Genomic DNA, 13292 nt, shown 5'->3' on the forward strand with positions numbered 1-13292 from the left:
ATTATTTCTATTATTATTTTTTATAAATAAAGATACATAATATACAGGAGGAAAACAGATGAAATTCGTTATTCAACGAAATCGTTTAGTAGATAGTGTTCAAGATGTCATGAAAGCTATCTCCTCACGTGCAGCTATTCCAATATTAACAGGAATAAAAATTGAGGCAAAAAAACATGGCATTACTTTAACCGGAAGTGATTCAGATATTTCTATTGAATCTTATATACCTAGTGAACAAGATGGTGAAATAAACGTTGATCAAATCATTGAAGGAAGTATTGTAATTGATGCACGTTATTTTCCAGATATCATCCGCAAACTTCCTGAAAATACGGTAGAAATCTCAGTCAGTGATCAACTGTTAGTAACGATTCGTTCTGGTAAAGCAGAATTTAATATTAATGGTTTAGATGCTGATGAATATCCACTACTTCCAGAAGTCCAAACGGAAGATAGCTTTACAATGCCAATTGATTTGTTAAAATATATGATTAGTCAAACGGTGTTTGCAGTCTCAACAATGGAAACAAGACCTATCTTAACGGGTGTTAATATGACCTTAAAAGATAATCGCCTAAACTTTACAGCGACAGATAGCCATCGTTTAGCTTCACGTCATGTACCAATAGATGCGAATGGATTGGAGTTTTCCAATGTTGTTGTACCTGGTAAAAGCTTAAATGAATTAAATAAGATTCTTGATGACACGGAAGAATTAGTCGAAATCAGTGTGACTGCTAATCAAATTTTATTTAAATCTAAGCATTTAAATTTTATGTCACGTTTATTAGAAGGAAATTATCCAGAAACATCACGTTTAATCCCTACACAGAGTAAAACAACACTCTATGCTAATACAAAAGAATTGATTCAAGCGATTGATCGTGCATCTCTACTGGCAAAGGATGAACGAAATAATGTTGTCCGTTTATCAACAATAAATGAACAATTAATAGAGATTATGAGCCATTCTCCTGAAATAGGTCATGTAGAGGAAGAAATTCCAATTAAAGCGATAGAAGGAGAAGAATTAAATATTTCATTTAGCTCTAAGTATATGTTAGATGGATTACGTGCGATCCATTCAGATGAAGTAAGTATTGAGTTTACAGGTTCGATGCGCCCGTTTATTATTAGACCTATTAACGGGGAAGAAGTGCTACAATTAATTTTACCAGTAAGAACATATTAATAAAAACAAGAGTATAAGGAATTGGCATATTTTGCCAATTCCTTTTCTTTTGAGCTAAATTTAGTGAATATCTTATTTAAAAATCGCAATGGAGTAAGTATTTCATCACAATATTCTAATAAATCATCTCTTAAATTTTACAACGTTCAGATAGAACAACCTTAAAGATAAGGTCCTACAGGTTTGAACCAACCCGCAAAGTGGAAAAATGATTTAATTTAATATTGTAAGTCTATGTATCTTTAAGCGAGGTAGTAAATATTGATTCATTTTAATAATAAACAGTGATCAAACTACCCGATAAAAAGCAAAATAAAGCTTTTTGGTGCGTTTTCATCATAAATATGGGGTCGGCCTTTCATAAACATGAAATCTTTAGTAAAATAGATATACAAGGCTTTTAACGGTAAAAGAAGAGGATTTGGTGATTACATGCATGAAAAAATTAATATTACGACTGAGTATATAACACTTGGACAATTGTTAAAGTTAGCAAATATATTTGAATCAGGTGGCATGATTAAACAATTTCTCCAAGAACAAGGTGTTTTCGTTAATGGTGAAGTAGAAAAACGTCGAGGAAGGAAACTATATCCTGGTGATATCATTGAATTTGAAGATGGCTTAACGATTCAAGTTATAAAAGAGTAGGTTCAATGTAGGTGAAAATGAGGAATTTTAAATGCAAATTGAACAGTTATCATTAACAAATTATCGGAACTATAATGATTTAACGATTGATTTTAACAATGAAGTGAATGTCATTATAGGTGAGAATGCACAGGGAAAGACAAACCTTTTAGAAGCCATATACTTACTAGCGTTTACAAAGTCACATCGTACGACAAAAGAAAAAGAATTGATTCAATGGGATAAGTCGTTTGCCAAAGTCGCGGGGATACTGAATAAAAGAAACCAGTCTATGCCACTTGAAATTGTTATTTCACCGAAAGGTAAAAAAGCCAAATGGAATCGTCTTGAGCAGAGACGCTTAAGTGATTATATCGGAGCATTGAATGTCGTTATGTTCGCTCCAGAAGATTTAGCACTTGTTAAAGGCTCACCACAGCACAGACGTCGATTTATTGATATGGAGCTAGGACAAATTCAACCAACCTATATTTATCATTTAGGCCAATATCAAAAAATTTTACGACAGAGAAACCATCTTCTAAAACAATTACAACGTCGGAAGCATGATGATGATATGATGTTAACGATTTTGACGGAACAGCTTGTTGAACATGCTGCAACGATTTTAGAGCGACGTTTTAACTTTCTTGAGCGGTTGCGAGAATGGTCACATGCGATTCATTTGCAAATTAGTCGTCAAACAGAACAGTTAGAAATCACGTATGTTCCGACGATTAACGTATTAGAAACAGCGAATAAGGGAAAAATAGAAACAATATATATGGAAAAATTTGGTGATATTCAACAACAGGAGATTGAACGTGGCACAACCCTTATCGGCCCACATCGTGATGATCTTGCATTTATCGTAAATGGTAGAAATGTTCAAACTTATGGATCTCAAGGGCAGCAACGAACGACAGCCCTCTCTATTAAATTAGCAGAAATTGAATTGATAAAAAATGAAATTAACGAATATCCTGTTTTGTTACTTGATGATGTGTTAAGTGAACTGGATGACCTTCGTCAATCACATTTGCTACATGCTATTCAGGGGAAAGTTCAAACATTTGTAACGACAACAACAGTCGATGGGATTGATCATGACACATTAAATCAAGCTGCTATTTATCATGTTAGCCAAGGTCAGATCAAGAAATAATAAAATGGGAGGCAATTGTGTTTATTCATATAGGAAATGAATCAATGATTCAAACTGATCAGATTATCTCAATTATCAATTATGATGTCCTTTCTTCATCTCACATGATGGAAGCCATGTTGAAAAGTTATAAAGGAAAAATAGTCGGATCAGAGGACAATGCCAGATCTATTATTTTTGCAACTGATGCGATTTATTTTAGTGCTTTGTCTGTTGATACTTTGACAAAGCGTGTCCATGAAAAGGATATTTACTATCAGGTAGAAATGGATGTGGAATAAACGAATGGAAGAAAAAAAGTATACTGCAGATCAAATACAAGTATTAGAAGGACTAGAAGCAGTTAGAAAAAGACCAGGAATGTATATCGGTTCAACGAGTTCTAGAGGGTTACATCATCTTGTTTGGGAAATTGTCGATAACAGTATTGATGAAGCCCTTGCCGGTTATTGTGACAAAATTGAAGTAACCATTGAAGAAGATAATAGTATTACTGTCACTGACAATGGCCGTGGTATCCCAGTTGATATTCAGAAAAAAACGGGAAAACCGGCTGTAGAAGTCATTATGACTGTCTTACATGCTGGTGGAAAGTTTGATGGCGATAGTTATAAAGTTTCCGGAGGTTTACATGGAGTTGGTGCGGCTGTTGTTAATGCCTTATCCACTCATTTAGATGTGTATGTCCATTTAGACGGTAAAATTTATTATATCGGTTTTGAAAAAGGGATTGTAACAAATGAGTTAAAAGTCATTGGTGAAACAGATAAAACAGGGACAAAAGTTCATTTCAAGCCTGATCCAGAAATATTTACAGAAACAACGATATTTGAGTTTGATATTTTAAGTCAACGGTTACGAGAATTAGCCTTTTTGAATAAAGGGATTGAAATTTCATTAGAGGATAAACGTTCTAATCGTGAACCAATTACCTTCCATTATGAAGGTGGTATTAGTGAGTATGTTGAATATATTAATCAAAACAAAGAAGTCCTTCATGAGCCATTTTTTGCTGAAGGTATTGAAGATGAAATTACAGTTGATATCGCTCTTCAGTATAATACAGGATTTACGAGTAATATATTTTCCTTTGCGAATAACATTAGCACGCATGAAGGTGGAACACATGAATCTGGTTTTAAAGCAGCATTAACACGTGTCATTAATGATTATGCGCGAAAAAATAATTTATTGAAGGAAACTGAGGCGAACTTATCTGGTGATGATGTACGTGAAGGGATAACGGCTATTGTCTCTATTAAACATCCTGATCCACAATTTGAAGGACAAACGAAAACGAAATTAGGAAATAGCGAGGTCCGTGCTGTAACTGATTCTGTTTTTAGTGAAGCTTTTTCTAAATATTTAATGGAAAATCCAACGATTGGGAAAATAATCGTTGAAAAAGGCCTCATGGCTTCGCGTGCGCGTGAAGCGGCAAAAAAAGCACGTGATTTAACAAGAAGAAAGAACGCGCTAGAAGTATCGAACTTACCAGGTAAATTAGCCGATTGTTCATCTCGAGATGCAACGATTAGTGAGCTCTATATTGTAGAGGGTGACTCTGCAGGTGGTTCAGCTAAACAGGGACGTGATCGGCATTTTCAAGCGATACTTCCGCTACGTGGAAAAATATTAAATGTTGAAAAGGCTCGTTTAGACCGTATTTTATCTAATAATGAAATTCGTGCGATTATAACAGCGCTCGGCACTGGTATTGGCGAAGAGTTTGATATAGAAAAAGCACGTTACCATAAAATTATTATTATGACAGATGCAGATGTCGATGGAGCTCATATTCGAACTTTATTATTAACCTTTTTCTATCGCTTTATGCGTCCTTTAATAGAAAATGGTTATGTTTATATTGCTCAACCACCTTTATATAAAATTCAACAAGGTAAAAAAGCTTATTATGCTTATGATGATCGCCAGCTAGAGGAGATATTATCTGAACTTCCACAATCGCCAAAGCCTGGCCTTCAACGTTATAAAGGTTTAGGAGAAATGAATGCAGAGCAATTATGGGAAACGACAATGGCACCTGAAAGCCGGACGTTATTACGTGTAGAACTTGTTGATGCTATTGAAGCGGATCAAACGTTTGATGTTTTAATGGGTGATAAAGTAGAACCACGTCGTCATTTTATTGAAGAAAATGCTTTATCGGTGAAAAACTTAGATATTTAGTTATATCTGTCATTACGATATAAATAGGTATGAATCATTTGGAACTGTTATATAGAGACATGTTGTCTTTATCCTTAGGAGGTTATCAAATATGAAAGAACGTCCAACAGTACAGGATGTTAATATAAGTCAAGAAGTGCGCACATCATTTTTGGATTATGCGATGAGTGTTATCGTTTCACGTGCACTTCCTGATGTGCGCGATGGCCTAAAACCAGTGCATCGAAGAATTTTATACGCGATGAACGATTTAGGTATGCATGCAGGAAAAGCATATAAAAAGTCGGCGCGTATCGTAGGTGAAGTTATCGGAAAGTACCATCCACACGGTGATTCGGCTGTATATGATGCGATGGTAAGAATGGCTCAAGATTTTAGTTATCGTTATATGTTAGTTGATGGGCATGGTAACTTTGGTTCTGTTGATGGTGACTCTGCTGCTGCGATGCGTTATACAGAGGCAAGAATGTCACGTATCTCAATGGAATTGTTACGTGACATTCATAAAGACACGATTGATTACACCGATAACTACGATGGTTCAGAACGTGAACCTGTCGTTTTTCCATCACGTTTTCCGAACTTACTTGTTAATGGTGCTCACGGTATTGCTGTAGGCATGGCTACGAATATTCCACCACATAATTTAGGAGAAACAATCGATGCTGTCCTTGCGTTAAGCCGCGATCCAGAGCTTACAATTGAAGAGATTATGGAAGATTATTTACCAGGACCTGATTTTCCTACAGCAGGGAAAATATTAGGACGAAGCGGTATTCGTAAAGCGTATGAAACAGGTCGCGGATCAATTACGCTACGTGCGAAAGTAGAAATTGAAGAACAAAAGAATGGTCGCGAGAGAATTATTGTTACTGAATTACCGTATCAAGTAAACAAAGCAAAATTGATAGAAAAAATTGCTGAACATGTCCGTGAAAAACGCATTGATGGGATTACCGAACTTCGTGATGAATCAGACCGTGAAGGTATGCGAATTGTGATGGAATTACGTCGTGATGCCAATGCAAATGTCGTTTTGAATAACTTATATAAATATACATCTTTGCAAACGACTTTTGGCGTTAATATGCTCGCATTAGTAGATGGACAACCTAAAGTACTTAACATTAAAGAAGCATTATCACATTATTTAAATCACCAAATAGAAATTATTAAACGACGTACAGCATTTGAGTTACGTAAGGCAGAAGCACGAGCTCATATACTAGAAGGTTTACGTATTGCACTTGATCATCTCGATGAAGTCATCACACTGATTCGCAATTCAAAGACGGCAGATATTGCCAGAGTCGGTCTCATGGAGCGCTTTGGTCTCACTGAAAAACAAGCACAAGCTATTTTAGATATGCGACTCCAACGTTTGACAGGTTTAGAAAGAGAAAAAATTGAAACAGAATACAATGATTTAATTAAACTAATCGCTGAACTGAAGGCTATTTTAGCAGATGAAGAAAAGATTTTAGACATTATTCGTAAAGAGTTAACAGAGATAAAAGAAAAATATAATGATGAGCGCCGAACAGAAATTGTTTTAGGAGGAGTCGACTTCTTCGAGGATGAAGACTTAATCCCAGAAGAGAATATTGTCATCACGTTAACACATCGTGGTTATATTAAACGTTTACCATCGTCAACATACCGAACGCAGCGTCGCGGTGGCCGTGGTATTCAAGGTATGGGAACACATGAGGACGATTTTGTAGAGCATTTAGTATCGACTTCGACACATGATACGATTCTCTTCTTTACGAATAAAGGGAAAGTATATAAATTACGTGGATTTGAAATTCCAGAATTTAGTCGGACAGCTAAAGGGATACCAATTATTAATTTGTTACAAGTCGATCAAGATGAATGGGTCAATGCTGTTATGCCGATTAATGAATTTAGTGATGATTGGTATTTCTTCTTTACGACTAAGCATGGTATATCTAAGCGAACGCAAATCTCCCAATTTGCCAACATCCGTAAAGGCGGTTTAATTGCTCTTAATTTGCGTGATGATGATGAATTAATTTCTGTGAAGATGACAAACGGAAAGAAGGAAATATTTATCGCGACGAAAAAAGGCTACATTATTCGCTTTGATGAGGAGCAAGTTAGACCAATGGGGCGTGTAGCTGCTGGAGTTAAAGGTATTACATTACGAGAAGAAGACGAAGTCGTTTCAATGGATATTATGGAGAAAGGTACACAGATTCTCCACGTAACGAATAAAGGTGTTGGAAAGCGAACACCTGAAAATGAATACCGTCTCACAAATCGTGGTGGAAAAGGGATTTTCACGTGTAAACTACCGGATGAAGACAATTACGTCGTATCTGTTAAAGCTGTAAAAGGTGACGAAGATATTATGTTAATTACAGTTGATGGCGTGTTAATTCGGATACCAGTTGAAGAAATTTCAGAGACTGGTCGGAATACGCAAGGCGTAAGACTCATCCGTATTCAAGATAATGAAGAAGTGGCTACAGTTGCAAAGGTCGAAGAAGAAGAGCTTGAAGAAGATGATGAACAATCGAATGATGATGAATGATAAGTGAAGTAAACATTAAACATAACGCATGGAGTCTAAATTTTTATATTTGACTTCATGCGTCATTTCTTTTATAAATAAGCATGCTTAAAGTTAAGATATTTATGCTGTAGCTTTTCTTATACTGGTGTGAAAGTGACACGTTAATGACGACTACAATACTTAATAAGCCCGTTAAATTTTCTTTGTTCTTTTTCTAAGGAGATTATGGATGAAAGAATTTGTTTCGGAGTGCTCTTTCAATTAAATAAGGGATTTTCCAAGCAGTAATTTCTAGGAATTTTATTATAAATGGATAATCAATATCAGCTTTCGACATGAGCAAATCTCCCCACCATCCTGCTTCGTAGCGACTTAACATACTGAGATTATATAATAATAAGTAATGAACAATCATCTCAGAAATAGGAAGAAAAATGTCACGTGAAGTAGGAAAATATACATGTTCATACCGATCGAAGAAAAATGGTGTATGATACTCTCGTATTTGTCCATTTACTGTTATTTTTATTGTAGATTTCGTTATATTCGTATGTAGAATAGGTGGTAAAAAAGGCTTTATACGATTGAGAAAAGCGTGCGCTGTCATATGATAATCGTCCAACAACGTCATTGGAAATGTCAATACTTGCTTTTGGAATGGAAGTTGTACGAGTTTAGGTTCATCGGTTAATAAAAACAGTGATTGTAATTCAGGGATTAAAGATAATAAACGAAGCATCTTGATTTTATCGAAAGGCATTCGCTTCAAAGACAAAATATGCTCTGAAAAATAAGGTAATAATCCTTGATGTTGTATTTTCACTTCATCCTCTAAAAATGTATAATCCTTTTTCTTACGTTTTCTACTTGAGACACCGTGTGCCAACAAAGCGGTTGATTCTGGATAATGAGGGCGTTCGGTGAGAATTAAAGCTTTCATAAAATGCCCCAACCCATAGAAATATAACGTTGGTTGAAAGATCATATCAACGTGATGACCAGCATTGAATAACTTTCTGCCATGGTCTAAATAATACATAAAGGAATGGCAATTTTCATAGCTCTTGACATCGGCTATACTTTTATATGTTTCATTTTGTTTATATATACGCCGAAGAAAGGATTGAGCTGTTTCTTGTGCAGATAAATATATTAACATGGTCTCGTTGTCTATAGACAAAGTATTCACCTCGAGTAGAAATGTGAAAATTAGGAATGTAATTACTTTGCTTTTCTAGCACGATGTTGTTGAAAATTCAAAGTTAATCACGTATTGTAATTAGAAATAGATTTACCGCTTAGCTTGGCCAAATAAACAAAAAATATAAAATAGGAGGTTCGCCATGCGTGAAGATAAGTTTTCAAAAGAAGGATTAACATTTGATGATGTATTACTTGTCCCAGCTCATTCTGAAGTTTTGCCGAGGGAAGTGGATGTCAGTACGGTTTTATCAGAAAGAGTTAAACTTAATATCCCAATTATCAGTGCAGGCATGGATACGGTGACAGAGGCTGAAATGGCTATATCCATTGCCCGTCAAGGTGGTCTTGGAATTATTCATAAAAATATGTCTATTGAGGAACAGGCAGAACATGTAGACCGTGTCAAACGTTCTGAAAGTGGTGTTATTACGAATCCATTTTTCTTAACACCAGAACATCAAGTATATGATGCTGAACATTTAATGGGGAAATTCCGTATATCAGGTGTTCCAATTGTTAATTCTATTGAAGAACAAAAACTTGTTGGTATTTTAACGAACCGTGATTTACGTTTTATTGAGGATTATTCAACGCCTATTCATGAAGTGATGACGAGCGAAAATCTAGTTACAGCTCCAGTTGGGACAACGTTAGAAGAAGCGAAAAAGCTGCTCCAACAATATAAAATTGAAAAACTTCCACTTGTAGATGATGATTTTACTTTAAAAGGACTTATTACGATTAAAGATATTGAAAAAGTTATCGAATACCCGAATGCAGCTAAAGATTCCCAAGGTCGGTTATTAGTCGGCGCGGCTGTAGGGGTTACAAGTGATGTGATGACACGAATTGAAAAATTAGTTGATGCAGGTGTCGATGTCATCGTCATTGATACAGCACATGGCCATTCACAAGGTGTTTTAGAACAGGTAAGAAAAGTACGCGAAACTTATCCTGACCTTGATATTATTGCTGGTAATGTAGCAACAAAAGAAGGTACAAAGGCTTTGATAGAAGCAGGAGCAACCATTGTTAAAGTCGGTATAGGGCCTGGATCAATTTGTACGACACGTGTTGTCGCAGGTGTAGGTGTTCCACAAATTACCGCTGTTTACGATTGTGCACGAGAAGCTGCAAAGCATAATGTCGCTATTATTGCTGATGGTGGTATTAAATATTCAGGTGATATCGTAAAAGCATTAGCAGCAGGTGGTCATGCTGTAATGCTCGGAAGTTTACTTGCTGGTACGAAAGAAAGTCCTGGTGAAATGGAAATCTATCAAGGAAGAAGCTATAAAGTTTATCGTGGTATGGGATCACTAGGAGCGATGAAAGCTGGATCAAAAGATCGTTATTTCCAAGAATCAAACGATATCAAAAAACTTGTTCCTGAGGGAATCGAAGGTCGCATTGCTTATAAAGGAGCTCTAGCTGATACAATTCATCAACTCGTTGGTGGTTTGCGTGCAGGTATGGGCTATTGCGGTTCAAAAGATATTGAAGCTCTTCGTAATGAAACACAGTTTGTTCGAATTACAAATGCAGGTTTACGTGAAAGCCATCCACACGATGTTCAAGTAACAAAAGAAGCACCGAACTATTCTTTACAATAATGATTATAAGCGGATACTTAAGAATAATATATTCGGTCGTATCCGCTTTTTTAATCCCACTTTTACATTGCATAATCATAGAGCTTTTAAATTAAATATTCGTTTAAATGAAAGGCAATGACCGAAAACGAATCTATTTTTTTATTTGTTTTTATGATAAAATACAAGGGTGCCTATTATTCGATAAATTTGATTTTAATTGTTTTTTATTAATATATACAAACTGTAAAAGAGGGGTAGAAGAAGTTGAAGAAAATATATAAACAGATAGCTATACTTTTTGCGGTCATCTTAACGATTGCGTTTGTCGGACCACATTCAATAGAAGCGAAAACATTAAAGTTAAAAGCAGAATCGGCTATTTTAGTAGATGCCGATACAGGGAAAATATTATATTCTAAAAACCCTGACGTTTCTCTTCCACCCGCTAGTATGACAAAAATGATGACAGAATATCTCGTTTTAGAAGCAATTGATAACGGAGAAATCAAATGGGATTCAACAACACAAATCAGTGATTATGCCTATAGTATTTCAGCAAATCCTAGTTTTTCAGGAATCGGTTTAACACAGGATAAAGATTATACAGTCGAAGATTTGTATCATGCAATGGCGATTAATTCAGATAATGCCGCAACCATTGCCCTTGCTGAATTAATCGCAGGTTCCGAAGGCGAATTTGTTAAGATGATGAATAAGAAAGCCGAAGAAATGGGATTAACCGAATTTGAATTTGTTAATTCTAGTGGATTAGATAATGAATCATTAGGAAAAAATCATCCTGAAGGGACTGATCCCAAGGGTGTTAATCTCTTATCTGCTCGATCTGCTGCATTACTTGCTTATCATTTGATTAACGATTACCCAGAGGCGCTGGAAATTTCTAGTATTCCTGAAACTGAGTTCGACGGAAAAACAATTACGAATTGGAACTGGATGTTGCCACATAATAGTGTCAACTTTAAGCAATTTTATTATGAAGGAATTGACGGGTTGAAGACAGGTTATACAGACCTTGCTGGATTTTGTTTTACAGGAACAGCAGAAAGAAATGGGAAACGTTTGATATCTGTCGTTATGAAAACAGATAGTGAAGCGACACGTTTTAAAGAAACCATTAAATTAATGGATTATGGTTACAATAATTTTGAAGATGTCGAGCTGTTTCCTAAAGGTTATCAAATTAAAGGAAAATCTACATTATCAGTTATAAAAGGGAAAGAAAAAACAGTTGATATCGAAACAAAAGATGCCATTACTATTCCAATTAAAAAAGGTACAGAAGATAAATATAGCTTGACTTATAAACTGGATAAAAAGAAATTGACGGATTCAGGTGAATTAGAAGCTCCAATAAAAAAAGGTGAGAAAATAGGCACAGCAGAACTTGTTTATGACGGTGAAGATCTCGGCTATATCATTGATTCTGACAAGCAACATGTCGATGTCATTACGAAAGATTCCGTAGAGAAAAGCAATTGGTTTATGTTAATTTTACGATCAATTGGTGAGTTCTTTTCTAACTTGTTTTCCAGTATGATAGATATGATTAAAGGTTGGTTTAATTAATATAAAAAAGGGGAATGAACTAAAGATGCAACAAGATAACCAAAAACAAATCGTCATGCCTAAAGGTGGCGTCATTATGGACGTTGTTAACGCAGAACAAGCGAAAATAGCTGAAGCAGCAGGTGCAGTTGCTGTTATGGCACTAGAGCGTGTACCATCTGATATTAGAAAAGCAGGTGGTGTTGCTCGCATGGCTGACCCACTTAAAGCAGAAGAAATTATGAATGCTGTGTCAATCCCTGTTATGGCAAAAGTTCGGATTGGACATATTGTAGAAGCAAGGGTACTTGAGTCTATTGGCGTTGATTATATTGATGAAAGTGAAGTTTTAACTCCGGCTGATGATGTTTATCATATTAAAAAATCTGATTTCACTGTACCATTTGTTTGTGGTGCTCGTCATTTAGGAGAAGCCGCTCGCCGTATCGGAGAAGGTGCTTCTATGCTGAGAACAAAAGGAGAACCTGGTACGGGAAATATTGTGGAAGCGGTTCGTCATATGAGACAAATCCAAGCCGATGTTCGTAAATTAATAAGTATGTCAGAAGATGAAGTGATGACTTATGCGAAAAACATTAATGCTCCATACGATGTGTTATTAGCTATTCGTAAAGAAGGAAGATTGCCAGTTGTTAATTATGCTGCTGGAGGTGTAGCAACACCAAGTGATGCTGCGCTGTTAATGGAGTTAGGTGCAGATGGTGTCTTTGTAGGATCTGGTATTTTTAAATCTGAAAATCCTGAGAAGTTTGCTAAAGCAGTTGTACAAGCAACAAAGCATTACCAAGATTATGCCCTTATCGCTGAGTTATCTAAGAATTTAGGTACAGCGATGAAAGGAATCGACTTAAAAACTTTATCACCAAATGAAATGATGCAACACCGTAGTGAGTAATCGCTTGTCACTTGCAACTTTTATAAAAGTTCGTTATGATGAATTTAAATAATTATAAAAGTAATGAGAGGAAATAGTAGCAGGTTATTTTCTTCAAGAGAGTCGGTGGTTGGTGTGAACCGATAGAAAAAACTGTGAATCCATCCTTGAACTGGTTTACCGAATATACAGTAAGTAGACCCGGAGCATGCCGTTATGATGTCAGAGTAGGAAGTCTATATGTAGGACTTCAATTTGGGTGGTATCGCGGGAATATAAACTCTCGTCCCTTTCATGGGGCGAGGTTTTTTTAA

At 35.8% G+C, this 13292-nt stretch carries 10 protein-coding genes and 1 other annotated feature; of the genes, 9 read left to right on the forward strand and 1 reads right to left on the reverse strand.

The window, feature by feature from the left end:
• Positions 1-58 precede the first annotated feature (58 nt).
• From dnaN to gyrA, 6 genes are all read left to right on the forward strand, one after another.
• Entirely contained in the window at positions 59-1195 is a 1137-nt protein-coding gene (gene dnaN, locus HNQ35_RS08545; RefSeq protein WP_146937228.1) for a DNA polymerase III subunit beta, read from the forward strand.
• A gap of 432 nt (positions 1196-1627) precedes the next feature.
• Entirely contained in the window at positions 1628-1846 is a 219-nt protein-coding gene (yaaA, locus tag HNQ35_RS08550) for a S4 domain-containing protein YaaA (protein WP_146937230.1), read from the forward strand.
• Positions 1847-1877: 31 nt separating this feature from the next.
• On the forward strand, positions 1878-2990 hold the full coding sequence (gene recF, locus HNQ35_RS08555) for a DNA replication/repair protein RecF (RefSeq protein ID WP_146937232.1): 1113 nt from the start codon (positions 1878-1880) through the stop codon (positions 2988-2990).
• Positions 2991-3007: 17 nt separating this feature from the next.
• Positions 3008-3271 carry an extracellular matrix regulator RemB gene (remB, locus tag HNQ35_RS08560; protein WP_146937234.1) on the forward strand — a complete coding sequence of 88 codons (264 nt, stop codon included), beginning with the start codon at positions 3008-3010 and terminating at the stop codon, positions 3269-3271.
• Positions 3261-5180: a DNA topoisomerase (ATP-hydrolyzing) subunit B gene (gene gyrB / locus HNQ35_RS08565; RefSeq protein ID WP_146937236.1), complete on the forward strand. Its 1920-nt coding sequence runs from the start codon at positions 3261-3263 to the stop codon at positions 5178-5180. Before remB ends, gyrB begins: the two co-directional genes overlap by 11 nt.
• A 91-nt stretch (positions 5181-5271) precedes the next feature.
• Positions 5272-7737, forward strand: a complete 2466-nt coding sequence (gyrA, locus tag HNQ35_RS08570) for a DNA gyrase subunit A (protein WP_146937238.1) — start codon at positions 5272-5274, stop codon at positions 7735-7737.
• 205 nt (positions 7738-7942) lie between these two features.
• Here gyrA and HNQ35_RS08575 read toward each other — a convergent pair whose 3' ends face one another.
• Positions 7943-8899: a YaaC family protein gene (locus HNQ35_RS08575; protein ID WP_260173515.1), complete on the reverse strand. Its 957-nt coding sequence runs from the start codon at positions 8897-8899 to the stop codon at positions 7943-7945.
• A gap of 163 nt (positions 8900-9062) precedes the next feature.
• Between HNQ35_RS08575 and guaB the strand changes: the two genes are divergently transcribed.
• The 3 genes from guaB (at position 9063) to pdxS (ending at position 12999) form a co-directional block, all read left to right on the forward strand.
• The gene (gene guaB / locus HNQ35_RS08580) at positions 9063-10535 is read left to right on the forward strand and encodes an IMP dehydrogenase (protein ID WP_146937240.1); all 1473 of its coding nucleotides are present in this window, start codon (positions 9063-9065) and stop codon (positions 10533-10535) included.
• 246 nt (positions 10536-10781) lie between these two features.
• Positions 10782-12104, forward strand: coding sequence for a serine hydrolase (locus HNQ35_RS08585; RefSeq protein ID WP_146937242.1), 1323 nt, complete (start codon positions 10782-10784; stop codon positions 12102-12104).
• A 25-nt stretch (positions 12105-12129) separates the two neighbouring features.
• Positions 12130-12999 carry a pyridoxal 5'-phosphate synthase lyase subunit PdxS gene (pdxS, locus tag HNQ35_RS08590; RefSeq protein WP_146937244.1) on the forward strand — a complete coding sequence of 290 codons (870 nt, stop codon included), beginning with the start codon at positions 12130-12132 and terminating at the stop codon, positions 12997-12999.
• Between the two features lie 54 nt (positions 13000-13053).
• Positions 13054-13272 (forward strand) — a binding site (T-box leader).
• The last annotated feature ends 20 nt before the right edge of the window (positions 13273-13292 follow it).

The sequence above is a fragment of the Cerasibacillus quisquiliarum genome (genome assembly GCF_014202495.1).
Taxonomy (GTDB): Bacteria; Bacillota; Bacilli; order Bacillales; family Amphibacillaceae; genus Cerasibacillus; species Cerasibacillus quisquiliarum.